Origin of the sequence: Ligilactobacillus equi DSM 15833 = JCM 10991 (genome assembly GCF_000615765.1) — a bacterium.
In the GTDB taxonomy this organism is placed as follows: domain Bacteria; phylum Bacillota; class Bacilli; order Lactobacillales; family Lactobacillaceae; genus Ligilactobacillus; species Ligilactobacillus equi.
In genome coordinates, this window is sequence record NZ_BAMI01000015.1 from 15,137 (window position 1) to 37,129 (window position 21,993).

37 protein-coding genes and 1 pseudogene are annotated in these 21,993 nt (G+C 38.9%); 7 read left to right on the plus strand and 31 right to left on the minus strand.

All coding sequences use genetic code 11. The features are described 5' to 3' along the window. The 30 genes from JCM10991_RS16385 to JCM10991_RS05055 all read right to left on the minus strand — a co-directional run bounded on the left by JCM10991_RS16385 (nt 1) and on the right by JCM10991_RS05055 (nt 16,649). Nucleotides 1-144 (minus strand): HeH/LEM domain-containing protein, encoded by a 144-nt coding sequence (locus JCM10991_RS16385; RefSeq protein WP_155889582.1) that lies wholly within the window; start codon nt 142-144, stop codon nt 1-3. Continuing rightward, entirely contained in the window at nt 141-1,259 is a 1,119-nt protein-coding gene (locus tag JCM10991_RS04890; protein ID WP_025020734.1) for a phage major capsid protein, read from the minus strand. Before JCM10991_RS04890 ends, JCM10991_RS16385 begins: the two co-directional genes overlap by 4 nt. After that, nucleotides 1,260-1,874, minus strand: a complete 615-nt coding sequence (locus JCM10991_RS04895) for an HK97 family phage prohead protease (protein ID WP_025020735.1) — start codon at nt 1,872-1,874, stop codon at nt 1,260-1,262. Next, nucleotides 1,837-3,051, minus strand: a complete 1,215-nt coding sequence (locus JCM10991_RS04900) for a phage portal protein (protein ID WP_025020736.1) — start codon at nt 3,049-3,051, stop codon at nt 1,837-1,839. The genes JCM10991_RS04895 and JCM10991_RS04900 overlap by 38 nt, the downstream gene beginning before the upstream one ends. A gap of 171 nt (nt 3,052-3,222) precedes the next feature. Further along, entirely contained in the window at nt 3,223-4,920 is a 1,698-nt protein-coding gene (locus JCM10991_RS04910) for a terminase large subunit (protein ID WP_191978610.1), read from the minus strand. Beyond that, complete coding sequence (locus JCM10991_RS04915; protein WP_025020738.1) at nt 4,920-5,375, minus strand: P27 family phage terminase small subunit; 456 nt, start codon at nt 5,373-5,375, stop codon at nt 4,920-4,922. The genes JCM10991_RS04910 and JCM10991_RS04915 overlap by 1 nt, the downstream gene beginning before the upstream one ends. Nucleotides 5,376-5,474: 99 nt before the next feature. After that, on the minus strand, nt 5,475-6,296 hold the full coding sequence (locus JCM10991_RS04920) for an HNH endonuclease (RefSeq protein WP_155889576.1): 822 nt from the start codon (nt 6,294-6,296) through the stop codon (nt 5,475-5,477). A gap of 138 nt (nt 6,297-6,434) precedes the next feature. Further along, nucleotides 6,435-6,623, minus strand: coding sequence for a hypothetical protein (locus JCM10991_RS04925; RefSeq protein ID WP_025020740.1), 189 nt, complete (start codon nt 6,621-6,623; stop codon nt 6,435-6,437). 166 nt (nt 6,624-6,789) lie between these two features. After that, complete coding sequence (locus tag JCM10991_RS15130; RefSeq protein ID WP_155889577.1) at nt 6,790-6,933, minus strand: hypothetical protein; 144 nt, start codon at nt 6,931-6,933, stop codon at nt 6,790-6,792. A gap of 83 nt (nt 6,934-7,016) precedes the next feature. Next, nucleotides 7,017-7,487, minus strand: a complete 471-nt coding sequence (locus JCM10991_RS04935) for an ArpU family phage packaging/lysis transcriptional regulator (protein ID WP_025020741.1) — start codon at nt 7,485-7,487, stop codon at nt 7,017-7,019. Nucleotides 7,488-7,568: 81 nt separating this feature from the next. Further along, nucleotides 7,569-7,760: a hypothetical protein gene (locus JCM10991_RS04940; RefSeq protein ID WP_025020742.1), complete on the minus strand. Its 192-nt coding sequence runs from the start codon at nt 7,758-7,760 to the stop codon at nt 7,569-7,571. Between the two features lie 56 nt (nt 7,761-7,816). Next, a complete protein-coding gene (locus tag JCM10991_RS04945) occupies nt 7,817-8,062 on the minus strand; it encodes a hypothetical protein (RefSeq protein WP_025020743.1) in 246 nt (81 codons plus the stop codon). Between the two features lie 303 nt (nt 8,063-8,365). Then, nucleotides 8,366-8,527 (minus strand): hypothetical protein, encoded by a 162-nt coding sequence (locus JCM10991_RS15135; RefSeq protein WP_155889578.1) that lies wholly within the window; start codon nt 8,525-8,527, stop codon nt 8,366-8,368. Then, complete coding sequence (locus tag JCM10991_RS04960) at nt 8,520-8,711, minus strand: hypothetical protein (RefSeq protein WP_025020744.1); 192 nt, start codon at nt 8,709-8,711, stop codon at nt 8,520-8,522. The genes JCM10991_RS15135 and JCM10991_RS04960 overlap by 8 nt, the downstream gene beginning before the upstream one ends. Beyond that, the gene (locus JCM10991_RS04965) at nt 8,708-9,190 is read right to left on the minus strand and encodes a hypothetical protein (protein WP_025020745.1); all 483 of its coding nucleotides are present in this window, start codon (nt 9,188-9,190) and stop codon (nt 8,708-8,710) included. The genes JCM10991_RS04960 and JCM10991_RS04965 overlap by 4 nt, the downstream gene beginning before the upstream one ends. Before the next feature lie 116 nt (nt 9,191-9,306). Further along, nucleotides 9,307-9,699, minus strand: coding sequence for a hypothetical protein (locus JCM10991_RS04975; RefSeq protein WP_025020746.1), 393 nt, complete (start codon nt 9,697-9,699; stop codon nt 9,307-9,309). Between the two features lie 126 nt (nt 9,700-9,825). Then, complete coding sequence (locus JCM10991_RS15550; RefSeq protein WP_025020747.1) at nt 9,826-10,383, minus strand: DUF6275 family protein; 558 nt, start codon at nt 10,381-10,383, stop codon at nt 9,826-9,828. Between the two features lie 54 nt (nt 10,384-10,437). Continuing rightward, nucleotides 10,438-10,995 (minus strand): helix-turn-helix domain-containing protein, encoded by a 558-nt coding sequence (locus JCM10991_RS04990; RefSeq protein ID WP_025020748.1) that lies wholly within the window; start codon nt 10,993-10,995, stop codon nt 10,438-10,440. Between the two features lie 2 nt (nt 10,996-10,997). Further along, entirely contained in the window at nt 10,998-11,126 is a 129-nt protein-coding gene (locus JCM10991_RS16095; RefSeq protein ID WP_263640289.1) for a hypothetical protein, read from the minus strand. Nucleotides 11,127-11,806: 680 nt separating this feature from the next. After that, a complete protein-coding gene (locus JCM10991_RS15140) occupies nt 11,807-11,965 on the minus strand; it encodes a hypothetical protein (protein ID WP_155889579.1) in 159 nt (52 codons plus the stop codon). A 15-nt stretch (nt 11,966-11,980) separates the two neighbouring features. Next, nucleotides 11,981-12,136 carry a hypothetical protein gene (locus JCM10991_RS15145; protein WP_155889580.1) on the minus strand — a complete coding sequence of 52 codons (156 nt, stop codon included), beginning with the start codon at nt 12,134-12,136 and terminating at the stop codon, nt 11,981-11,983. Between the two features lie 124 nt (nt 12,137-12,260). Continuing rightward, a complete protein-coding gene (locus JCM10991_RS05015) occupies nt 12,261-12,638 on the minus strand; it encodes a hypothetical protein (protein WP_025020749.1) in 378 nt (125 codons plus the stop codon). Further along, nucleotides 12,638-13,552: a DnaD domain protein gene (locus tag JCM10991_RS14390; RefSeq protein WP_051527955.1), complete on the minus strand. Its 915-nt coding sequence runs from the start codon at nt 13,550-13,552 to the stop codon at nt 12,638-12,640. The genes JCM10991_RS05015 and JCM10991_RS14390 overlap by 1 nt, the downstream gene beginning before the upstream one ends. A 5-nt stretch (nt 13,553-13,557) precedes the next feature. After that, complete coding sequence (locus JCM10991_RS05025; protein WP_025020751.1) at nt 13,558-14,250, minus strand: putative HNHc nuclease; 693 nt, start codon at nt 14,248-14,250, stop codon at nt 13,558-13,560. Nucleotides 14,251-14,383: 133 nt separating this feature from the next. After that, nucleotides 14,384-14,572 (minus strand): hypothetical protein, encoded by a 189-nt coding sequence (locus JCM10991_RS05030; protein WP_025020752.1) that lies wholly within the window; start codon nt 14,570-14,572, stop codon nt 14,384-14,386. A gap of 66 nt (nt 14,573-14,638) precedes the next feature. Beyond that, the gene (locus tag JCM10991_RS15150) at nt 14,639-14,812 is read right to left on the minus strand and encodes a hypothetical protein (RefSeq protein WP_155889581.1); all 174 of its coding nucleotides are present in this window, start codon (nt 14,810-14,812) and stop codon (nt 14,639-14,641) included. 2 nt (nt 14,813-14,814) lie between these two features. Then, the gene (locus tag JCM10991_RS16100) at nt 14,815-14,943 is read right to left on the minus strand and encodes a hypothetical protein (protein ID WP_263640290.1); all 129 of its coding nucleotides are present in this window, start codon (nt 14,941-14,943) and stop codon (nt 14,815-14,817) included. Then, on the minus strand, nt 14,940-15,266 hold the full coding sequence (locus JCM10991_RS05045; protein ID WP_025020753.1) for a DUF771 domain-containing protein: 327 nt from the start codon (nt 15,264-15,266) through the stop codon (nt 14,940-14,942). Before JCM10991_RS05045 ends, JCM10991_RS16100 begins: the two co-directional genes overlap by 4 nt. 47 nt (nt 15,267-15,313) lie before the next feature. After that, nucleotides 15,314-16,081, minus strand: coding sequence for a phage antirepressor KilAC domain-containing protein (locus JCM10991_RS12720; protein ID WP_420843345.1), 768 nt, complete (start codon nt 16,079-16,081; stop codon nt 15,314-15,316). Nucleotides 16,082-16,430: 349 nt separating this feature from the next. Next, nucleotides 16,431-16,649 (minus strand): helix-turn-helix transcriptional regulator, encoded by a 219-nt coding sequence (locus JCM10991_RS05055; RefSeq protein WP_025020755.1) that lies wholly within the window; start codon nt 16,647-16,649, stop codon nt 16,431-16,433. A 190-nt stretch (nt 16,650-16,839) separates the two neighbouring features. On the opposite strand from JCM10991_RS05055, the gene JCM10991_RS05060 reads away from it, so the two are divergent. The 7 genes and pseudogenes from JCM10991_RS05060 (at nt 16,840) to JCM10991_RS05100 (ending at nt 21,154) form a co-directional block, all read left to right on the plus strand. Then, nucleotides 16,840-17,166: a helix-turn-helix domain-containing protein gene (locus tag JCM10991_RS05060; protein ID WP_025020756.1), complete on the plus strand. Its 327-nt coding sequence runs from the start codon at nt 16,840-16,842 to the stop codon at nt 17,164-17,166. 17 nt (nt 17,167-17,183) lie between these two features. Continuing rightward, entirely contained in the window at nt 17,184-17,654 is a 471-nt protein-coding gene (locus JCM10991_RS05065; RefSeq protein WP_025020757.1) for a hypothetical protein, read from the plus strand. Nucleotides 17,655-17,711: 57 nt separating this feature from the next. After that, nucleotides 17,712-17,900 (plus strand): annotated as a pseudogene (locus JCM10991_RS14830) (hypothetical protein); the annotation flags it as partial. A gap of 169 nt (nt 17,901-18,069) precedes the next feature. After that, the gene (locus JCM10991_RS05075; RefSeq protein WP_025020759.1) at nt 18,070-18,600 is read left to right on the plus strand and encodes a hypothetical protein; all 531 of its coding nucleotides are present in this window, start codon (nt 18,070-18,072) and stop codon (nt 18,598-18,600) included. Between the two features lie 341 nt (nt 18,601-18,941). Continuing rightward, a complete protein-coding gene (locus JCM10991_RS05085; RefSeq protein ID WP_025020761.1) occupies nt 18,942-19,511 on the plus strand; it encodes a sunset domain-containing protein in 570 nt (189 codons plus the stop codon). 4 nt (nt 19,512-19,515) lie between these two features. Next, on the plus strand, nt 19,516-19,713 hold the full coding sequence (locus JCM10991_RS05090) for a hypothetical protein (protein WP_023859734.1): 198 nt from the start codon (nt 19,516-19,518) through the stop codon (nt 19,711-19,713). 352 nt (nt 19,714-20,065) lie between these two features. Beyond that, entirely contained in the window at nt 20,066-21,154 is a 1,089-nt protein-coding gene (locus tag JCM10991_RS05100; RefSeq protein WP_025020762.1) for a site-specific integrase, read from the plus strand. 163 nt (nt 21,155-21,317) lie between these two features. Here the strand turns inward: JCM10991_RS05100 and JCM10991_RS05105 are convergent, their stop codons facing one another. Beyond that, complete coding sequence (locus JCM10991_RS05105; protein ID WP_023858791.1) at nt 21,318-21,659, minus strand: hypothetical protein; 342 nt, start codon at nt 21,657-21,659, stop codon at nt 21,318-21,320. Nucleotides 21,660-21,993 lie beyond the last annotated feature (334 nt).

Here is a 21,993-nt window from a genome sequence, read left to right on the forward strand (position 1 = left end):
CTAATCACCTACCAATTCTAGAAGTTGCGACTTGGACATCGAACTTGTGTAACTTATGCCTTTGTCGTCTAGGTAGGACTTGATTTCAGCTACCGTGTTAGCAGAGGTAGGCTTAACGCCCGCTACTGATACGGGCTGTGCTATTTTCCCGGTTCAGATACTGTCACAAAGTAACCAGCATTTTGGTCAGTCGCCTTAACATCGTAACGTGTGGCAACAGATAAGTATTGACCGTAGATTTCGTTTTCGACCCAACGGAACGTCAAATCAGCACGGTTAGCAAATAACACAGCACGTTCTAAGTCACCGACAAAGCCGTGAGCTTCGCCCGCTTGTCCTAACAATGTATCTTCTACAATAACGACTGGCACACCTAAAATCATAGCTGGAGAGCCTTCAGCAACAGCTGGGTGCAATAAGTATTGACCATTTTTATCTTTGAGAGTGTCTAACCAGTTATAGAATGATTGACTGGCCACAATCATTCGATTGTAGGCTGGATCTAAGTCTACGTTCAAGACTTTCTTTAAATCATCTAAAGTAGCGGTTTCCTTTGCAGTGAAACCTTTAATAACAGTCGAAATATCAGCGTTAGTAGTGTTTACTTTTTGTTGTTTTGAATCACGAGCGACCAAACCCACTAAATCGATTGCCGAATCATCAATAGCCTCTTGTGACAATGGAATAGCACCACGGCGAGTTGCAACTTCCCACTTAACTTGTTGAAATTTTGGCTTTGCTAAGTCTGGATTAGCTTCCAATTCTGCCACAGTATTCATCTTAGCGGTAGCTTTTGCTAATACTGGGTAACTACCTGACGCGGTTGTAACTTGTACAACACGAACGTACTTAGTCAAATCCGTTACTGTTTTAACTTCGTCTTCGGGATTGTAGATAACTGCTTCAGGAATGGTTACCTTACCGTCTGTGGACTTGAAGCCAGCAGATGCAGCATCCCGTGTGTGTAGATATTCGTTAAACATAGAGCGCAAGTTCATCTTCTCGCCACCTTTCTTTCGCTTAGCTGGTTCTGGGTTACCTTTCAAGGCTTCCTCGTATGACCGGGCTAAATCTTCGTTTTCTTTAATTTCATTTGTAATATCTTCGATTGCTGAACGCATAGCCTTAGTAGCTTCTAAATCTTCGTTAGTTTCAGCGTTTTCTAACGCAGAACGTAATTCTGCACGCTTAGCAATTTGGTTAGAACGTAATTCATTTAATTTAGCTCGGACTGTCTTTAATTTTTCTTCTAAATTCATTTAGATATCCTCCATTAAAATCTCTTTATTTACTTCAAAAAGCATTTGTTGACGCTTTTCTTCATCAATTTTCTTCGGAATAAGTTTCTTTGACCGTTCACCAACATTAGCCACAGTATCAGGGTAAGCCGGTGTAGTTACAACCGACACATCATATAAGTGGTCAATATTACGAATTACACGATTATAGTCGACACCGTCTTCTTCCGATTCCGTCCATTCTTCTGAGTTTTCATCTTGAGAAATTGTAAATGCAAAAGAGCACTGATTGATAACCCCTTGACGAATATTTTCCATAAGGTCACGAGCGTAGCTGGTATCTGTCGGTGTAACTTTGAATTTAAGACCAATATTATCTACAGAGAGTTCCATGTTTACTCCTGAACGTCCTAGGACTTGGTTTTGGTCGTGATTGAAAGTAGCGACGACGTTTGACATGTCGGCATTATCTAATGCGTGCTCATCAATGGTCTCCCGAAAGTTAACCCAGCCTCCTAAAACTTCTGACTGACGGTTGAACATTAAAGCGTAGCCTTCAATAACATTAGATTCTTCTTCCTCTCCAACCGACCGTAAATTAATCTTGGTTTGGATTTGTCTTGTTTCCATATCCATTCATCCCACCTCCTTTCAGTTGATATTCTTCTTTAGAATCTAAAAAGACCGTGTTCAATGTTGATTGGTAACGGTCCATGTTAGGTTCTTTAGATTTTGCTCTCCCACTAGCCTCTAAGGCCTCATTAGGAGTCAGTAGGCCAGCATTAACAGCTGATACGGCTTCTTCCATTGATAGTCCTGTTTCTTTGCGCGTATCGAACTCTAAGTGCATTTTAGAACGTTGTCTGTCGCTCAATAACTTAGATTCCATTTCTGCTAGGATAGGCTTAAAGTAGTAAGGTAAATCTGAATTAATAAAATCAGATTGCAATTGCTTGATTGATTGGTTAGGACTATTCACACCAAGCTTGTATGCAGGAATATGCATTGCCTTGGCAATCTGGTTAGTGGTGTAGTCATTACTGTTAATCAGACTAAGGATGTTAGTGTCGACTTCCAGATTTTGGTAATCCATGGTGCTATCCACAATAATTGGACTGCCAGCCACCGAGCCTCGCTGTGCATACTCGAATTCTTCACGCATTTTTCTGCGGGCTTCCTTGGACAACTTACCAGTAGCTTTCAGCACCGCACCTTTAAGTCCGCCTTTAAAAAACTTCATGAGCGTATCCACACCATTTTCTTGCAACGTAATTTCATTTCTCAAAGATAAGAGCGGTGACCGTCCATGAATGCCATCATCGCTAAAAAATTTGAAATGTAAAACGTTATCAGGCTTTTCCACAATCTCTTTGCCGTCATTAGTGTAAAAAATGTATTTGATATCGTTGAGGTTACTATCATCAATATAAGTATCTGACGGTTTGAAATATTGAATAAGCGACGGCTTGTTAGTCCGTGGATCTCTGACGATACGAGAAATACCATCCCCAGTTAACAAGGCATTAACTGACATCGCAAACCGCCAAGAATACGAGTCCATCTTAGAATTAGGCTTTTTATTAACTAAATACTCCACGTTATCATCGTGGATAGTATCATCCGTTTTATCGTCAACCATAATCAAGCGGTAACGACCAACCATAGAGCCAATGATTCCTACTGCCGTTAACACATCGGAGTTCTTGAGCGCCGAAATACCGACATAGGCCGAATTAGTAACGCTTGGGAGAATATTATCTTCTAGCAAGTCAGTCGCCCAGTCCCGTGTTTCCACACTACGAAATAAAGACATTTAATCACCTCCTTTCGCTTAAGAGAGAGATGAGAGAGAGTAAAATAAAAGACCCGCCAGTTAATGCAAGTCCTAGAAGTATATCTTTCACGAAAGCTACAATCAGCAGCAATAACAGACCGACTAAGAATAGTAGTACGGTCTCATTTAATTTTAGCCATTTAAAAAACATTAGAATCCGAAATCTCCATTCAGTATATCGTCGTCGGTTAAATAATTATCAATATCTGTGGTGAAACAAACCGCATAAGCATCTAGCAAGGCATCTAACGCATCAATCTTATTAGCATACTTATTTTTGTCAATACGAGCGCCATTATTATCAGTCTTGAGTACTGCGTTGTTTACCGCCCCACTTAAAATTTCATTTGGAGCATGGACCACCCGTTTTTCTATCACATCATCTCTAAACTGTTTGGTTGGCATTGAGAGAGTGAGCGTTCCTTGTCTAATTTGAATTTGCTCCCACTCTGGATGGTTCTTTTCAATTAAGGTTAGTAGCGGGCCATATTGCGCAGGGTCAAAACAAATCGCTTGCACATCTAAGTCATTCACCGATACAAACTCATGTAGCCAATCGTACACCCGCTCAGTATCGATAACGCCCGATTCTAGCGTGGTAATTTCACACTGGCCTATTTCTTCAAGGTGTCTGTAATCAAGCCTGTCAGCCTTAATTTTAGCGTCTAAACCATACTTAGTGCCGACAAAAGCAAAGCTATCTGCATACCAATACCCTTCAAAAGGAATCAGCCAAGAAATAGCAAACAGGTCAGAAGTTCGACCAACATCGACCCCAAACCAGACCTTCTTACCTTGAATATCCGCTCTAGGAACTTCAGCATCATCCCAGGTTTCAATATCCATGTAGGAATCTTCTTCAGCTTGGCGCCACATATTGAAGTTCTTAATCAGTACGGAATTGTAAGTTCCTTTTTCTTGCGACTCTTTCTTGCGTTTACGAAGATAGTTCATCACACGTTCGTATTGGCTTTCCACACTTAGGATAGGGTTAGACTTTATCCAGGTTGACTCATCATCGATTTCTTCGATATTGTCTTGCTCAGCAATATAAGCGAAGTAAGTCTCATCTTCAATCTCACCTTCTAAGATTTTCCTTGCGTAAGGATACTCGATTGTGTGCATTGGCGCATTAAGGTCAAAACCTGCTGTGGAAATAATCATCGTAAGCGAATTATCAAGTTGCCCTTGACCAGATTCAAGTAACTCCATCATTTCAATAGTCTTAGACGCTGCGTATTCATCGAGGATGGCTACATAAGGTTCAAACCCATCGACCGTCCCAGTATCGCGAGAGAGGGGGCGAACATAACTATAGTCATCTAGGTTACGAATTTCTTCACGCACACGCTTAGTAGCACGTTTAACCCAGTCATCCCGGCTTCTTAATGCAGTCAGTCGCTTAGCAATCATTTCAAACACAATAGAGGCTTGTTTTTTGTCGTTAGCAGTACAAAAAATTTGTCTTGAGTAAGCTGGGTCTTTACCAAATAAGAACTCATACAATCCAACTCCTGAAATCAACAAAGATTTCCCGTTCTTTCTAGCCACAGATATCATAGCCTTGCGGAATCTACGCCATTCGGGATGGTCCTTGCGGTACCAGCCATAGATAGAACCGATAATAAATTTCTGGAAGTCAGCCAGTGGAAATGTTTGTAGCGTTTTAGGGTCAGGTAACATTTCCATAAACATGATTGCTTTGTCAGCACGTTCTTTGTCGAAATAATACGGAAAATCATCAGTTTTAGCTCTTTCCAAGTCTTTTTTATGCCTTTTGCAAGCTAAAATAACCTTTTTTGACGCTAGAATTTCGCCGGTTAATACTTTCTCGATGTATTCATCCATCAGCCAAACATCTCTTTCATTGTCTTGGGCTTATCTTCCTTATCGCTATTCAAAATACCCGTATTGATACGCATGCGACTATCCACAGTTAACCCAAGGTCGGAAGTTAAGCCTTTGATATTTTTGGTCACACGATCAAGGTAAGCGTACGATGCAACCCGTTCTTCTTGGTCAGGAACATTCTCGATTAATTCTAAAATTTCTCGATAAGCTGCATACCAGGTACAATAGAGACATACAGTCGCAAGGTCCATATCACGAACAGGCAATTTCTTTATTTCTGGGATGACTCGCAGGTATTCTTCTCGTGCATATCCAGTCAGATATGTGGGTGGTTCATCATTCAATTCTTTGAAACCATCTTTGGCTAGCATTTGTGCTTTTAGCTTAGTTTCCTGACGCAATCTAGTTAAATCGCCAGTAGAACTCTCTAGAATTTTGTATTTTCTCCCCATTTAGCACCACCTCCTTAAAATGTTGATTTGTCGGGCTCCAAAAATGAAAATTGTTACACTTTTGCGAAAAGAAAAGTGAATGTCCGTTCTAAAGAACCTTTATATATAGCCCCCGTTCATTTTTCGGGGGGTAGGTTCAAAATAAATTTTTTGAAATTTACTGAAATCAGATTTTTCAAAAAGATTTAACAATTTCTGATTTGCTTTTCGTTTCGGTTTGAATTGATTTGAATTCGAATTTGAACTTAAAACCAAAAAGTGTTTGATTACATCGTGATAAGGACTTAGAACGTTATCGATATTCTCATTCGGAACAGTTAAGATAATCCAAACGTTATCGAATGTCTGTTCAGTCCGTAACTTCCGTAACATCTGTTCATACCACAACATGATATAGTCATGCGCATCATAGTTAATCTCACCCAAAGGCAAGCCAGTTATTGTATGCATCAATGCATCATAGTCATAGACTAGGTCATGCTTAGATAATCTCTGCTTAACCCAAACTTCCTTTCCGCTATCTGGCAGACCACACACTATATTAATCCGCATGTATCTATGCGCTCCTTTCTCACGCTTGCACCACTCACGATAAGTCTTAACATCGTGACAGTGCTTGCAAAGTGTCTGCAAGTTGTCTGCATTCAATCGTTCTTTCCAATCATCTTTACTAGGAATAATGTGATCAACAATGTTTCCTTGCTTTCCACATCTTTGGCAAAGACCATAATCTCTATCTAGTACCTCTTGACGCACTGTTCTCCAGTCTCCCGACTTGTAGAAAGACACGTACTCCCCTTGTTTCAATTGCCGCCTCTGGTTAAATTCTTTATGGTGCCTTTGCTTTTCACGGTAGTCTACCCGTTTACCACCCGGGAGTAGTTTTTTAATCATCGCCCCACCACCTTCCGCTGCAAACAAAAAGCCAGCCGTTTCCGACTGACTTTAAAATCAAATTATTTCAAGATTAATACTCAACATCTCTTGAACTTATCACACTACCATAATACCACTATATCGCCCTACTCGAGTTCTACTCAATCTCTACCGAATCTCCACTCAATCTCTACTTTTTTGTTTCAAGGTATCATCGATTAATTGACGGAGCTCAAGTAAATCTTGCTCACTTGCTAGGTTCTTTACGAAAGAACGAGCAGTTGACCGATAGGTGTAAAGCTTTTTCTTTTCCTTGTTCTTTTCATCCCACTTTTTGTTTGCGCGTTTTCTTGCCTCTGATAATTCTGCCATTACTTTCCCACCACCTTTAATATAATCCATAGAATTATCCCTATAACAACCATAATTCCAGTGACCATTCTTATCATTCTAGATATCCTGTCTAAGTATTTCATTTTTCCCTCCGTTTATGATATGCTTAAACAGAAGAGGTTGTGCTGACCTCTTCTGCTTATTATCATTTGATGAGTCGTTTAATCATTTCGCAGACCCAGTGAATCACTCCGGCTGCTCCTCCGATAGTTCCAAGGACTTCTAACATCTTGTAAAGAACTACGAAGAAAGAAATGATTTTCGACTCTTTTCTTTTTCTTGGTTGCACCTTATCACCTCCTCCTTACATATATTATAATACACTATTAAACGTACATAATCAATAGTTTTTTCTAAAAAAATAGGGAATTTTTATTGTAAATTCCCCATTTTCTCAATATCTTCATTTATGTTTTTGTATACATGTAAGTCACTATTTTCTCCTAGCAACGGCTCAGCCACTACCTCAAAAGCGTCAGCGAATTGGTTACATGCTCTAATTCTTAGATTGTCATAACCCGCCCCGCTATAATTTACTCTTTCGACTATTTGCCATGTCTGAAAATGCTTTTGGTACTTTAGCTTTAGAATTGTTTTTGACATTTCATCACATGCTTCAATCGAGTTAGTCACCGCCTCAATCACTTGGGTAGCCCACGCACGTTTCACATATCTACCTTCAAGCGGGTTATCAGTGCTACCTGATGATGCCACTCCGTCATAAGATGTTTCTTTTAACGTGCTAACAGTCGCCATACGTTGCAAGCGATTATAATCACCTTGGAAAAAATCATTCACATTAATTGCAGTTTTTTGTAAATCAACTTCATCAAAAAGTAACATTCCGCTCCCGCCTTTTGCTATAATGGTTTTAGGTATTTTTTGGCAGGAGCTGCGCAATTGCGTGGCTTTTTTATATAGTCACTAACTTGCTTTTGCAAATGCCCAAGCCAAAAGACTACTTACGCCTACAATAGGTTCGATAAAAACCAACTTAAAGTCAGACCAATTCCACCAAGTCCAAATACCATGAACAAGCGTTACTACTAATGCAAATTGCGATACAAAAAAGAGTGCTAAAAATAGCTGTGCTAATATTTCATTTATTCGTCTCAATCTACTTCACCTCCTTAACTCGATAAATAGATACTGCGAAATGATCTTTTCCCTCCCTAAAAAAATCGCTTAGTACTTTCTCTTTCTAAACGCCTAGAATAAAGCGCCTTGTTTATCTCCTCATACGTTTTCCGCTTGCGCCCAGTCTTTTTCTTGACAATACCCGAAATGCTAGAATCATCTTTGCTAACAACTGCAAAAGTATTGATGTATACTCCCGTGACCACCGCATTTTTCACCACTCTGTCAAAACCTACAAGCAAGACATTATGCACGGTTTGTCCGACTTTGATTTCTTTCATCTTCTTGTTCCTGCCTTTTTCTTTCTAACTTCATACCTAACGCAATTAACTTGCCAGCAACTGAGACTATATTTGGCAGAAGCTGCGCAATCGTGTGGCTTTTTTTACTCTATATAAGCTCCTAATAATTCATCCACGCTTGTTCCACAATAATCAGCTATCATTAACGCATTCGATCCTGGCACCATAGTCGACCCATTGAAATAATTAGCTAGCGTAGTTGATCGTAATACCAGATTAGCGGCTGGGTGAACATCCCGCCTTTAATTCGGAATGGCCTTCCTTGCTTTAGTTTCCCGTGTTTTACCACACTTCCACCTTCTTGCATTGTGGTGCTGGCACTTCAATGCATGCGTCCTCACCAGTTCCCTTGAGCAACAATAGCGGCTCTCTGCTTGGAATTTTAATTACAGCCTTAACCCAATAATAGTTTCCTTGGTATTCAACCTTATCTCCTTCAACCACGGACTCCACCTCCTTGAAGATAATCTCTTATGATTGTTCTGATTATTTCTTCCTGTAAACTATCTAAACTATATCTCATGATTTTTTCTGCATCCCCGCCATTCTCTATTATTGAGACACCCTTATTTACTAGATATGCTTTATAATTTTCTAGCGTTGCTTCTGCTCTATCTGCATTGCTCATGCTTTCTTCCCTCTTTCATCAAGATAATTACTTAATTCCCTAATCGTCATCCCTTTATACGGCGCTAGCTCATGTTCGACTTTCCGCACATACTCCTTAACGCATTTTGGAGTGATTCCTGTTTTATCAACCACTGTACTTATGTGATAATTCTTGCTGAGCGCCCAACAATTAAACTCCACGGATCTATCTGTCGCTTTAAGCACCTCCATTTTTTGCAGATAAAGGCACACCAGATTAACTGGGATTTTCACTCTCCTTGCTACCGCTTTAGGTGACTCTCCTACTTTGTAATCTTCGATAAGTGCTTTGCTTGTGGGCCGATTTCTAACTCTCTTTTCCCAGGCAAGCTTGTAGATGTTACCTTCTGGGATGTTTCGATACTCGGACTCGTTCCATTTTTTAGGAACCGTCATATAAGACCGTACCTTCTCGTCAAGGTCGTTAATGTCCATCCCCATAGCTTCTTCAAGCGTCATCTATCTCACCTCAAACGGATTTTTTCTAAAGCCAGGGTCTTTATATGCCAATAAGCCTTTAGGGTGGCCTATGGATTTTTGCTCATTTACCTTCCGTTTTTTCTTCTTGACCATGGTTATTTTTCCTCCTTGTTGCAATCTTTTAAATAATCACTATAGAATTCTTCTAAAACCGCCTTTACGCTCTGAGGATTAGGTCTCGACTTTAGCATCACCCCGCCCAAAGCAGCTAACAATCCAGCAGCTAACGGTCCACCAGCGCTTTTTATATAGTCATCGGTTAGATGCGATGAAAGAATTGAAAGATACGAAGGTACAATTTCTTCTATGAGAGCATCATATTCTTTGGCCTTTCCTTCCAAAATTTCCTTAATCGTTTCTCCAAGAGATTTTAAAACTAACTCGTCCAAAATGCCTTGTTCTATATCGTTGTAATCCTCCTTCGAAACAATAACTTCAACACTTGTTTCTTTACCATTTTTTCTTGTAATTAAAATTTGATGGTCCATTATTATTCCCCCATTTCAGCCCATATACCAATCAACATCACTAGAATGCATAGTAATAAATCATCGAGCTCATATCTCCCATCATAACCACGAAAAACATTATGATTGACATTACACCTTTGAACATCACTTTCCCTCCGTTTTAGGCAGGTCTGGTATCGGAGCCCACCATAAATCGTTATAATCACTAGCATAGCCATTAAAATCAAGCAACCCAACAATGCCTGCAAAATCATCCCATTCGTCAACGCCTACCCACTGACCATCAGTAACCAAAACTTTTTGGCCAAGGTCAGGCACAGGGCAATCAAATCCGTATTGTTCATCTACCCATGGCCGTTCTTCTCTCTCTTCTTCCGTTATCGGACGGGTTTTGAACTTAATCCAATCCACTTCTTTTCTCCTATAAATTTTCATCAAAAAATCAACCTGTTCCCCAGATACACAAGTGTTACTAAACTTGATGTAGGTATCTACATAATATTCATCTTTGTCGCCGTTATAAGTTACTTCCCAATAACGGTCATCTTCTTTTTCTACGGTATTGGCGAATGTGGCTTTACGATTTTGTAAATCTTTGCTTAACCAAACCAGACTTAAGTCTTGAGGTTCTGCCAAAAATGTCTTCTTAACCGATAAGAAAATGGCTGATTTACAATTAAAAATAAACTCATCTGTTGTCATTAGTCTTTTCCCTCCAATTCTGAAATCAAAAACCCAATAATTTCTCGTTGCTCTTCAACGATTTTTTGGTAAAGGTTGAAGTAATCGCCGTCCATTTTCCTCGCCAAACGCTTCTTCAATCCTAATTCTTTTTAAATGTGTATATACGGTCGATTTCGCTATCGCTAGCTCCTCACCGATTTCTCTTGCCGAGTATCCTTCTTCCGAAAGGCTTTTAATTTGCTCGTGTAGCTGACTATAAGCAACCGCTTGCCTCCTAGTCATACCACCTTTTCTGGTCTTGTAACCAGTTCCTTTCTCTGCAATCAAGATATGACCGACACCGCCAACCGACATCTTCATGATTTCGGCAACCTCTTTGCGTGTGTAGCCTTCGTCAATCATCTTGATAATTTCTTGATTTCGCTTTTCATTGACGCTTGGCTTTTTCTTGGTTTTGCTCATCATCGCCATCTTCTTTTTAGCTTTTTCAAGCGAAACGTTCCAGACGCAAGCTGACCATCGGATTTTGTCAGCATTCTTGTTGGGTATGCTTTCCCAAACCTCATCGCCAAATTTACGAAAATCGTAATTTTTCCTGAGTCGTCGAAATGACGCTGTGTAATCAGTCATGATTACCCTCCCAAAACTTTATTTTTTCCCGGCCAGGATAAACCAAAGAGGTAGAGTTGAACCACCTCAGGCGCTGCTAGACCTGCTAACCGTAGCAATGGTGAATTTTCTGTTACAATAAAAACTTCCAAAGAGAGGATTCTCACTTCCTTTTATTATTTATTGCAGCTACTGTTTAACAGACAGCTCCGTTAATCTGTGACCAAGTGATCAGTTGAGTAGTGAATAAGTATAGTGTCCACAGATTAACGACGACCTTCGGACTTGCACCGAACCCGTGAGAAATCAAATTTTGTGTTAGCACGGTCAATTTGTATCGTCTAGCGGTTTGAAAGACTATATATTTTATTTTTTGGTCGACCGCTTGCGACCAACGGAAACCGACGGAATTGCACCGCCCACTGGACTTGTGTAGTAGTTTTTTCACTGAATATCTAAAGGAGAAAGTTTTAATGTACATCTTCGCCCTCGTGCTAATTTAGCTTCCAAATGAGGGGTAAAGCCCCCTTTTCATGCTAGCGGTTAGGTCCGCCGTTCCTTTTTACGATGTGAGCCAATACTCCCACTGGCTCTATACTAATCAGCCCTCTAACAAGCTGATTAGCTAAAGGATAAAGATAATACTCAGGTCACCCAGCCAAGGTGACCAATACTCACAAGACCTTTGACAATCTTGCAAGCTGCTTTCTGGTAAATCATGCCTCATTTTGTGAGTATCTAAGCACGCTCCAGACGGGAGATGTCCAGTCTCCCTATACCCACCAGTCCTTCGACAGACTAGCAAGCTGATTAATCTCGGAAGTAATCCAAGTTAACTTTTACCTTTCGGTTTAATAGTCGTCTCACATCCCTTTGTAGAAATTCTAACTTTGTTTTCAAAAAAAGCGTTTGAACATCGAATTTCTATGCCGTTCCTCAGCACCTTAAAAGACCCACCTTTAGGTGTTTTACTTTTGTGTTCATCCTTCATTTTTTTCACCTCCTTTTATTTATTTGTCGTCTCACAATCTCGATTTTGTAGACCCTTTACTTTAAATTGTCCGTCAATCGATATTTTTTTAGCTTTAATCTGTACACTATTTTCTAACACCCTTAGATATCCACCTTGGGGTGTTTTCTGTTCAAATTTAATTTCCTTCATTTTTTCACCTCCTTTTATTTATTGCTAAAAAACCCTGCTACATAGATAATAATGGCCAATAAGAATGCTGCACCTATCACGTCAGCATAATCACAAAACATCAGCCACATAATTTCTAATGTGATCACTTCACCACCTCCATAACATCCCCATTTTCATCAATGGTCTCACCGTCTTCTGTCTTAAGCGAACCATCTTCACCTATGTAGGTTTGTCCTGGAAGCTCCTGACTCCACTCATTAGACTTAATCTGACCAGTATCTTCATCCCGTCCGATTGAAACCACCGAGGAAACACCAAGCTGAGGGGCTAACTTGCTAGAAACCTCTACTTGAATCATCCCGTTATTTCGTAGCTCCCCAGGTTCAACCGTAATTTTTAAGTTGATTACCCGTTTCTTAGTCGCTGAGGTCTGTGGATCCATGATATTCTTCAGAACCTTTTCATACTCTCGGTCAAACAGTCGTTGTACATCTCCGTTCGCAATCTTTCCTAATTCCATTATTTATCCTTCTTTCCGAACATTTTTGCTTCCAGTTTTTTTCGCTTATCCTCCAACGCCGCCCTATCTTCATCAGATAGCTTCGGCACCTGATAGCCTTCTTGCGCCCAGTCTGGCAGTGTTTCTTTTTGTACTATGCGTCTGCGATTACTTTTGCGCTTGTTAGCATATGTTGTCTGCTGGGTCTTAAAAGCTTCTTCGCTTTGCTTAGCTTGTGCTACTGTTTTGATATTCTTATTCAAGTAGCCCTCTAGAATTTTCTTCAGATAATTCATATTGGGCCGTTGGGCTTGGTCTGCCATGTAGTCAATAGCATGTGCCACCAAGTCATCTCCTAGCTGATCAATGTAATCGATAATTACTGGTGTGTTCATCCCGTTTGCTGGGATGCCAATCGCCGCTAATTTGTTGAAGACATTTTCACTTGGTGTCGGTGTACTACTACTTCTATTAGTTGTTTTATTAATATGTTCTATTTGGGTCAAACCCATTTGACTACCCCCGTCAAATCCATTTGACCACCCTGGTAAAGTCGGCTTGACTACCCTAGTCAAATCAGTTTGACTACCGTTAGTAAAGTCAATTTGACTATCCTTGGGAATATATCGCTTAGATAAACTTCCGTAAGTGATATAACGACCTTTGATTACCCCAGTTTTTTCATCCACCACATTCTCTGTTTCAATAAACCCTCGTTCTTTTAGCAGATTGACGTAGCTGATAGCAGTTTGTCTTGAAACCTTTAACCTTCGAGCAATAGTGTTATTACTCATGTAAAATCTTCCTGTTACATTAAGCATTGAATTGATTTCGCCGTAAAGATAAGCCGCTTTCGGCTTCTTTAAGACTTCTTCGTCATAAGCGACATACGTAGGGATGTTTAGGAATAAATTAGATCCTTGAAACTCGTCCATCTTGCTCAACTCCTTTCGTCAAACCATTCACATTGCCTCTTGCTCATTAGACCTAAGGAAACAACCTCCTTGGTGTTTAGCTTAACGCCGTGGAAGTGGTACTTCTCGGCAAAGCTCTTTGCTCCGATTGCATGGAACTCTGCGTGATGTTCTACGCAGAGAGCCTCCAATCTATGCCCCCTATGGTCAATATGTGTGCGGTCGTTACCCATCCCCACAGTATCCTCGTGATTAATCTGAATGGCATCTCTACGCCCGCATACGGTGCATACACGATACTTTAGACACATCTTGACATATTGCTCCGTGTCCAAAGAATTAAGCGTCTCAGGCTCAATCTGAGCGCCAACCTCTAAAGCTTTATCAACTAGGAAGTCAATAAATGCTAAAGCCGTGTTTTCTGAACAGTAGGATAAGGAAAACATCTCCTTGCCTACAGACTTGGTATATTCTTCTTTCAGCTGATATTTCAGCCGCTCTTTCTGGTAGTTAGTTAGGTATCCGGTAGCTCGGGCTATTTCACCAATAAGCGCATAAGCTTTTTTGCGCTGTTGGGATGTTATCATCCCCGATACTGGGATGATTCTATACTCTTGCACCCCCTCAGCTATGTTAACCTTTAAATCTGGTATATTTTGTATCCTAAACTGGGCTTGATTGCCCCTAATTCCGTTGACTATTCCTAATAATTCATTCATCTTTTTTTACCTCTTGTGTGTTGATGGTAAATTGAAGTCGATTAACCATTTACGAGTAGAAAAATATTTAACAGCAGAGCAATTAGCGCTAGCGCTAGAGAACCGTATGCAATAAGTTCTTTTTTATCCATACCTATCTCTCCAGAAAATTAATCATACGATTAACTTCTGCTTCAGGGTACTTGCCATAGCCAGGAACTCCTGGCTTGGCGATTGAACTAGAGTCTTTTCGGCTGTTAACCATGATGAAATTGTGCCCATTTTCATAGAACAGCACTTGAATCCGATAATCAGGGGTGCTGTTAAAAATAATTTTTTCCATATTACTTACCTCGTTTGTGTTATAATTAAATTGTGTTAATAATTGAATTGTTGTTGAAACTCGGCGCTATTGCCGGGTTTTTTCGTCTTGGTCCAAAAGTAACCCGACGATTCCAACCACGATTGCCAGAAACAAACCGTGCCACCAAACAGGTCGCCCTAGGTCGCTTGACCCGGCCAGACCAGCGACGATAAATAACGCTAATACTTGTAAAATTTCACCAATGATAACTTTTGCCATTCTCAATCTCTCCTTCCACGTTTTGACCCGGCATACAACCATGCCTTGTATCTTTCAACTACCCAACCGACAAACTCAGGCACGTGAGCCGTGAGCGCTACGGCTAGGAAAATAACGATCAACCAAATCATCTTTCCAACTTCCTTTCCCATTCAATGCGGGTAAAGTTTTTATCCATCCACTCACACGCTTGTTTTGCACGGATAATCCACGCATTTCCCCTACCTTTGCTAGGGACTAACCATCCCCCAGGTTGGCGATAGTCAATCTCATCAGCAAATTCTGATAAGATATAGAGTGTTACCCACTCTTTAGCTTTTCCGCAGCATTCTTTTCTAAACTTATCAAGAGTCCATGTTTTTCCAGTTAGATACCGGTCAAACAATTCATCAATATACTTCTTGATTATCTTTTCTAGAACTTCAGGGATAACTTTAATCTCAAAAGGATTCATATTTTTCCCTCCTCGTAATCTAGCTTTCCACTGTAATACCAATCCTTCTAAGCCACGTCATCGTCTTGTTCAATCAGTGGCAAGATGTCATGCTTCTTAAGAAATTCATACAGTCCTAAGCGTCCTTTTTGTGTCCATTTGGTTTGCATTACGGCTTTTTCTGTTCCGTCTGCTCTTGGAACCATGATTGTATTTGAGTGGGTCCATCCCGTTCGTTGATAGCGACTGTAAAGCAACCATGTATTACCTTGTTTGTAGATAACCCCTAATTCATGCAATTTCTTATTCATCTCTCCACCGCTCATACCATAATCTTTAGCAATTTGAGTGATGGTTACTAGTGACTTATTATTAAGCACTTGGTCGTAGTAAGTCGCTTTAGGAGTCAATTCATTCACCCGCTGTTCAGCAATTAATCGTCCCTCGCGCTCTGTTTTAAGCTGAGTTGCAAGCTTGATAATTGTGTCTGGGTTAGTTAGCACCTCTTCAATCATTTGGTCCGTCATATAAGCACCGTGCTTTCTGATTGACGGAAGGACTTCCGTTGTAACCCAATCTTGAAACTTTTCAGCAACCGAGTTGTTAGCTTTGATTGCCAACTTATAGAATTGCGGTTCAGTGATGAAATCGCCTTTCTTTATCTTTCTGCCACAAGTGGCAGAATTTAAATAATCGTTAACTCTGCTCCATCTGACGTTTGTATACCCTTTGGCGGTTGATGTAATTCCTAAGCCAATAGCAGATTGTTCAGCGTCAAACATAATTTGACCATTAACTTCTTTGACCGGTAACTCAATAAGTCCGTTGCTGAACATCTTGACGCCTTTTTCAGCGAAGTATTGCAAGTTCATTGTCATCGACCGCTTTTCTTCGCTTTCGACTTCAACATCAGCCTCGGTTTCATCATCGCCAAAGAATTGAGCAAGCAATTCTTCGACTTCGGCTTTCATTTCCTTTTCAGAGATTTCCCAGCGTTCAACCGGTTGGCCACCTTCGGGAAAGAAGGTGTGTAATTGGCCTTCTTCTTGGTAAAGAAACAAATCCCCTACGTATTGATTGTTCACATAAACTTCTTCAACGTGATCGTTTGAGATGTCTTCGTTTTTTCTGTATTCAATCTTCATTGTTATTTCCTCCTATTCGTTGCTTAGTTAGACATTTCGTCTAACTTTTGACCAAAAAAATTTCTAGCGGGACACCTAGTGCCTTAGACGCTCGAATTGCAACGTCCCCAGTAAACTTATCTCGCCCATTTAGAACATTAGTAAGCTTTTGTTGGTAAGAATATCCCATCCGTTTGGCGACCCAGGAATATTTGATTCCCCGACTATCAATTTCGTCTCGCAAAATTTCCCTTGCGTTCGACTTTATAATATTTGTCATGATTTCACCCCCCTTTTTTCGTGGTTAAACGTTTTGTTTAACTGATTAACAAATATTATAATAACTCGCCGTTTTGTTTAAGTCAATATATTTTTTAAACTTTTTGTCAAAAAATATAAATAATACGTTTAGCCGTTGTATAATAACGTTGATAACAATAAACATAACGTTTAAAAAGGAGTGAAAAATCATGGAATTCAACAAATTGATCGAAGCGTTACGTGAGGATAAGGGATGGAGCAAAACCTACGTGGCAGAAAAGTTAGGCATAAAGATGCAAACATACGCGAATTACGAATACGGTAGAAGGCAACCGGACTTTGATATTTTGTCCAAACTGGCAGGGTTATACGAAGTCACCACCGACTATCTTTTAGGTCGGGATGGTAAGGAAGAAAATGTCCCCAAGATAGATAAGCACGCTAAATTAATCGCTGCACACATCGATGATGATGTATCAGAAGAACAAATGAAACAAATTACCGACTTTATTGATTTTTTGAAAAATAAAAAATAATCTGGTGGTGATCTTTATTGAATTCTATTGAACAATTAATGTCAGAATACCCCCAACTTAATTACATCTATACACGTATGCCAGAGGGTCTTCCGGGACTAATAATTGATAAGACTGTTTATTTAAAAAAAGACCTAACTTACCAAAAAGAACACGAAACTTTGGCAGAAGAAATTGGCCATTATAAAACAAGTGTTGGTGATTTAACGAGTTTGGATAATGCCGTTAATCGTAAGCAAGAAAAAATTGCAAGAGATTGGGGACGCATGAAGATTATCACATTAGATGGATTAATTAGTTGCTATAAATTATGCATGCGTACAGCCCAAGAAGTTGCTGATTATTTTGATGTATCTGTCAAGTATCTATTCGAAGCACTTGAAATGTATAAGAGAAAATTCGGAGTTATATATAGCTATCGTGGCTATACGTTTATTTTTGATAGAGGTCTCATTCTTAATAAGGAAAGTGAAACTATTGAAAATTAGAACTACTAAAATTTTGTAAAAATGTATGTCGGATATTTTCGTCAGAAAGGAGTTGTTATGAAACTAGGACCTAGGAAGCCAAGTATAAAACGTTCTATTTCCGCTAGAACTACCGGTAGAATTACACGTAACGCTAAAAAAACGTTAAATCCTACATATGGAAAAACTTGGGCAAATAATCCCAGAAAAGCTATGTACAACAAAATTTATAATAAATCTACCTATTCCTTCTGGGACGCTATTCGTGATGATGAAGACGTAGAAGCATCGTGTATTGCTTGTGGATGTATTTCTTTCATTATTTTAGTTTTGATTATTATCTTATTTTGCTTAATCATATAATTTTAGAACACTAAAAATTTCATCATATAGGAAACGTTATAAATTTAATAAAAAAGCATGAGGAGAAAACGTTATGAAAAAAACATTTTGGATATCATTATCTGTACTAATTGCTCTATTCATTACCACTACATCCGTAAAGGCAGTATCTGCAGAAGACTCACATAAAGAATTGGTTACTGTTGTCACTACTCCCATGGGGATGGAAAACTATCAAAATATTGAAGATAACTTATTAGACGCTGCTAAATATAATGACATTGAAAATCCAGACCAATATGCCGCTAAACGTTTTGATAGTAGATTGAAGAACATAATGAGTTTAAGGAAAAAAGCTCAGAAAGAGTATAAATCAGAAAAAAAGTTTTTAAATTCTCAAGACAAAGCAGCTCTTAAAGATTACACCAAAAAATTACGTGCTTATCTTTCCGCTTTGCATGACTATGCGGTGATTTATCAAAACGATAATCCGGTCATTACAAATCCAGATACTAGTCAAGAAGTTGTTAGTGAAACACAAAACGAACTAAATGAGTCTAAATCAGAATTTGATAAAGCTAAAAACGACTGGGTCAATTCATATAATTCGATTGCAAATCAATAAAAAAACCGCCACGGTCATGTGGCGAGATTGATTTCTAATAGCGCAATGGAAGTCGAAGCTAACCGGTTTATAATTTATGATACATCTTTCAAAAATAAAGCTGGAATTAAATACCAGACCAACTTAATGGCGGTTAAAATTCTAACACCCTTTTATTGTAAGGAAACTGAAAAGGAAGATGTTAATATCTACAGTTTCATGAATTCTTACTGCATTCCAAAATATTTAGACGAGACTATAAAAGAGGAGTTTATCCGGTATTATACTGGTTAATATAGGACCAATTGATTTGAAGTCACTAAAAGCTAATCAGAAAGATAAAATTCGTGAGGAGATCTTATATGAAAAAGAAAAAAATGAAATTCATTACTACTACCCTACTATTTATGAGTTTATTAGGTGCTTGTTCAAACTCTAATTCAAGCTCTAAAACTAGTTCAGAGTCTTATAAATCTAGTTCGTTAAAAGTTAAGAAAGCCAAAGAATCATCCAAAAAGAAAGCTGAATCTATAAAAGAGGAATCAAAAAGAAAAGCTGAAAGCAAGAAAAAAGCTTCTGAATCTAAAAGAAAAGAATCCGAAAGCAAAGCTTCATCTGAAAGTGCATCTATAGCTGAAAGCCAAAGTAGAGCTAGTGAATCTGAAAGCATTGCAAAAGCTAGTTCAGAATCATTAGCTTCTGCTCAAGAAAATCAAAGTAGCGATACCAATTATGATAATAATGGGAATGGTAGTAATTTTCAAAATACTGATATGAATACTGCTGACACTGGTAAGATTGTAGGTAATGTTAATAGTCATATTTACCACGTTCCCGGTCAACAAGGATATAATATGAATTCTGCCAACGCTGTATATTTTAACTCTGAGCAAGAAGCAATTGATTCTGGGTACAGGAAAGCTTTGAGGTAGTAATATGAGAGGATATATTAGAAAACCATCGTTAAAAAAATCTTTCAAAGCAGCTACTACTGCTAAGTATAAAAGAAGATTAAAGAAAAAATTAATCCCTGGTTATGGAACTCGTACTGCAGGATGGTTACATCCTAAACGTAAAATATACAATAAAGTATATCACCGTACATCAAAAAGTTTGTGGGATTTGTTCAAGTAATATAAGAAACATAAAACATCTGACAAATCTACAGGTATAGATATACCTAATGCTAGTTACGATCATCAATTCGTTTCTGAATTAGTTGATTTGGCAAGGTTACACAATGAATAAGTGTTCTTATAGATTTATCCACAGGTTAAAGGTTAATTCAGAAAAAAATTATTATGATTGGAGACATTATAGATGATAAACATACATTCATCTTGACCAATACACTAAAGTCGTTAAAAGCTGTGCACAACAAAAAAATCCACACTCCAGCCGCCAAGCAAAAAGTGTGGATAGAAAAATATGGACTGTTAACAAAATCGTTAACAGTCCTATTATAGTACATAATAGGAGGTATTTTATGGCTTCATACAGAAAAACAAGCACAGGCTGGAAAGCCACTGTGTCAAAACGTATCAATGGAAAGCTACGTCAAACATCTAAGCGTGGCTTTCGAACAAAGAACGAGGCGGTTATGTGGGCCGCTGCTATTGAAGCAGATATTGATGGTGTGGAACAAGCGAAAAATAACCCCAGTTTTGCTGATTATTTTCTGGACTATTTCAAGACCTATAAGGAACCACGGTTAAGCCAAGTTTCAATATCTAGATACCTTCGCATTCATAAAGAGCTAACTGACTACTTTGGAAACCAAAAGCTAAAAAGCGTTCGGCGCTCCGATTATCAGAAATTCATCAATCACTATGGCAGTAGCCATTCCAAAGAAACTGTCTACAAATTGCACTCGCTAGTTAAGGCCTCTGTTTCTTTAGCTTTCAATGATAGACTGGTGCCACAAAACTTTTGTGAAAACATTAATATCGTCTACAAGGATACTGGCAAACAAATATCTTACCTTAATGTTTCAGAGATTAAGCAATTAGTTAAAACCACATCCGAAAAACTAAATCCTAATTTTCCGGGTAGATATATGATCCTAACTGCTATTTTCACTGGCGCCAGGCTAGGCGAAATTATGGCCTTAACGTGGGAAGATATTGACTTCACCAACCACACTATCAACATCAACAAGGCTTTGGAGTATAACTACGGTCGTGATTTCAAAGCCACTAAGACCGAATCGTCTAACAGAACTATCAGAGTTAATCAAATTCTCTTAGATTGGCTTAAAGACCTGCAAGGACATAACATGGTTTTTCAATCTCAGTATGGTACGGTTCCATCTTCTAGCGCCGTTAATAAACTGTTAAAGCAGTTGTTGATAGATGCTGGCATAAATAGACCTGGTTTCCACTTCCACTCTCTCAGACACTCTCATGTGGCTTATTTGATGTATCAAGGTCTAGAGTTATACGTCATATCTAAACGGCTAGGACACTCAAATGTGAGCACGACAGCGAACATTTATGCCTACCTAATTGACGAGCACAAAAATAAAGCTGACGATTTAATTGAACAAAGGCTGGACAACTTATTGGACAACTTTTAGAAGATTTATATCTTTTTTTAACTGTCTATAAAGCGGAAAATGGCGGAAATGACGGGCTTTATTGGTTCTAATTATTAATTGTAAATCCTGTACTCTCCTTAGTATAAGTATCGATTAGGCAAAAAGGTTAGCGCGAAATTATGCGCTAACCTTTTTTACTAAATTAATTATTTTTCAAAATTTCATTACTTTGAGCGGACATGTGACGCCAAGTTAAAATCGAGTTTTGCTTGAAATCATCCAAGTAGTTACCGGCTTCTTCACGCGGCGTTAAGTAACCAATAATTTCCCCCATGGCATCACGCACCTTCAATTTGAAGTTTTCTTGGTCCCATAAGACCGTCCAATAAGGATCGCCCAACGCCTCTTCAAACATATTGTTGGCCGCATCGACAATTCCTTGCAAAATCACACTATCTTCCGTTTCATTTTCGAAACCATTGGCGTGTAACCAAGCTAGTTTCACGGCTACATCACCCATGGTATCAGGAATCATGTTATACATCTTTTTTACCAGCCCTTCTTTGTTATTCTAAAAATTGTACCATTAATTGCGCCAAACAACAAGAAAAGAGCCCGGCGAGGCTCTACTTACTATCTATTCAAGAAGTTTTATGTATAATCCTTCAGTACCTCTGTATGTTATCATGTTTAACCGTTTTCGTCAATCGCTTTCATTTATCTGAGATAGCGTTAAGTTTTAGTGGATATCTCTCCTCCCATTACACTAATATTGGGATTTATAAATTTATCATTTTTTGATCACCAATTTTATCAAACATCTGTTGAATACTAAGAGCCTCCGATACCACTTTATACGTGGTATCTAGGTATTTATA

What these genes read in the sequence shown, in the direction of transcription:
- JCM10991_RS04890 (WP_025020734.1), bottom strand. Translation starts at nt 1,259, where the DNA reads ATGAATTTAGAAGAAAAATTAAAGACAGTCCGAGCTAAATTAAATGAA.
- JCM10991_RS05090 (WP_023859734.1), top strand. Translation starts at nt 19,516, where the DNA reads ATGAGAGGATATATTAGAAAACCATCGTTAAAAAAATCTTTCAAAGCA.
- JCM10991_RS05030 (WP_025020752.1), bottom strand. Translation starts at nt 14,572, where the DNA reads ATGGAAAAAATTATTTTTAACAGCACCCCTGATTATCGGATTCAAGTG.
- JCM10991_RS05045 (WP_025020753.1), bottom strand. Translation starts at nt 15,266, where the DNA reads ATGAATCCTTTTGAGATTAAAGTTATCCCTGAAGTTCTAGAAAAGATA.
- JCM10991_RS04915 (WP_025020738.1), bottom strand. Translation starts at nt 5,375, where the DNA reads ATGGGGAGAAAATACAAAATTCTAGAGAGTTCTACTGGCGATTTAACT.
- JCM10991_RS04925 (WP_025020740.1), bottom strand. Translation starts at nt 6,623, where the DNA reads ATGGCAGAATTATCAGAGGCAAGAAAACGCGCAAACAAAAAGTGGGAT.
- JCM10991_RS05060 (WP_025020756.1), top strand. Translation starts at nt 16,840, where the DNA reads ATGGAATTCAACAAATTGATCGAAGCGTTACGTGAGGATAAGGGATGG.
- JCM10991_RS04990 (WP_025020748.1), bottom strand. Translation starts at nt 10,995, where the DNA reads ATGACTGATTACACAGCGTCATTTCGACGACTCAGGAAAAATTACGAT.
- JCM10991_RS04975 (WP_025020746.1), bottom strand. Translation starts at nt 9,699, where the DNA reads ATGGACCATCAAATTTTAATTACAAGAAAAAATGGTAAAGAAACAAGT.
- JCM10991_RS04910 (WP_191978610.1), bottom strand. Translation starts at nt 4,920, where the DNA reads ATGGATGAATACATCGAGAAAGTATTAACCGGCGAAATTCTAGCGTCA.
- JCM10991_RS05055 (WP_025020755.1), bottom strand. Translation starts at nt 16,649, where the DNA reads ATGACAAATATTATAAAGTCGAACGCAAGGGAAATTTTGCGAGACGAA.
- JCM10991_RS15145 (WP_155889580.1), bottom strand. Translation starts at nt 12,136, where the DNA reads ATGAAGGAAATTAAATTTGAACAGAAAACACCCCAAGGTGGATATCTA.
- JCM10991_RS04935 (WP_025020741.1), bottom strand. Translation starts at nt 7,487, where the DNA reads ATGTTACTTTTTGATGAAGTTGATTTACAAAAAACTGCAATTAATGTG.
- JCM10991_RS05085 (WP_025020761.1), top strand. Translation starts at nt 18,942, where the DNA reads ATGAAAAAGAAAAAAATGAAATTCATTACTACTACCCTACTATTTATG.
- JCM10991_RS04965 (WP_025020745.1), bottom strand. Translation starts at nt 9,190, where the DNA reads ATGACGCTTGAAGAAGCTATGGGGATGGACATTAACGACCTTGACGAG.
- JCM10991_RS04945 (WP_025020743.1), bottom strand. Translation starts at nt 8,062, where the DNA reads ATGAAAGAAATCAAAGTCGGACAAACCGTGCATAATGTCTTGCTTGTA.
- JCM10991_RS16100 (WP_263640290.1), bottom strand. Translation starts at nt 14,943, where the DNA reads ATGATTTGGTTGATCGTTATTTTCCTAGCCGTAGCGCTCACGGCTCAC.
- JCM10991_RS04960 (WP_025020744.1), bottom strand. Translation starts at nt 8,711, where the DNA reads ATGAGCAATGCAGATAGAGCAGAAGCAACGCTAGAAAATTATAAAGCA.
- JCM10991_RS15140 (WP_155889579.1), bottom strand. Translation starts at nt 11,965, where the DNA reads ATGAAGGATGAACACAAAAGTAAAACACCTAAAGGTGGGTCTTTTAAG.
- JCM10991_RS05025 (WP_025020751.1), bottom strand. Translation starts at nt 14,250, where the DNA reads ATGAATGAATTATTAGGAATAGTCAACGGAATTAGGGGCAATCAAGCC.
- JCM10991_RS12720 (WP_420843345.1), bottom strand. Translation starts at nt 16,081, where the DNA reads ATGTTCAGCAACGGACTTATTGAGTTACCGGTCAAAGAAGTTAATGGT.
- JCM10991_RS04895 (WP_025020735.1), bottom strand. Translation starts at nt 1,874, where the DNA reads ATGGATATGGAAACAAGACAAATCCAAACCAAGATTAATTTACGGTCG.
- JCM10991_RS15550 (WP_025020747.1), bottom strand. Translation starts at nt 10,383, where the DNA reads ATGACAACAGATGAGTTTATTTTTAATTGTAAATCAGCCATTTTCTTA.
- JCM10991_RS05105 (WP_023858791.1), bottom strand. Translation starts at nt 21,659, where the DNA reads ATGTATAACATGATTCCTGATACCATGGGTGATGTAGCCGTGAAACTA.
- JCM10991_RS05100 (WP_025020762.1), top strand. Translation starts at nt 20,066, where the DNA reads ATGGCTTCATACAGAAAAACAAGCACAGGCTGGAAAGCCACTGTGTCA.
- JCM10991_RS04900 (WP_025020736.1), bottom strand. Translation starts at nt 3,051, where the DNA reads ATGTCTTTATTTCGTAGTGTGGAAACACGGGACTGGGCGACTGACTTG.
- JCM10991_RS05015 (WP_025020749.1), bottom strand. Translation starts at nt 12,638, where the DNA reads ATGGAATTAGGAAAGATTGCGAACGGAGATGTACAACGACTGTTTGAC.
- JCM10991_RS15150 (WP_155889581.1), bottom strand. Translation starts at nt 14,812, where the DNA reads ATGGCAAAAGTTATCATTGGTGAAATTTTACAAGTATTAGCGTTATTT.
- JCM10991_RS14390 (WP_051527955.1), bottom strand. Translation starts at nt 13,552, where the DNA reads ATGGACGAGTTTCAAGGATCTAATTTATTCCTAAACATCCCTACGTAT.
- JCM10991_RS05075 (WP_025020759.1), top strand. Translation starts at nt 18,070, where the DNA reads ATGAAAAAAACATTTTGGATATCATTATCTGTACTAATTGCTCTATTC.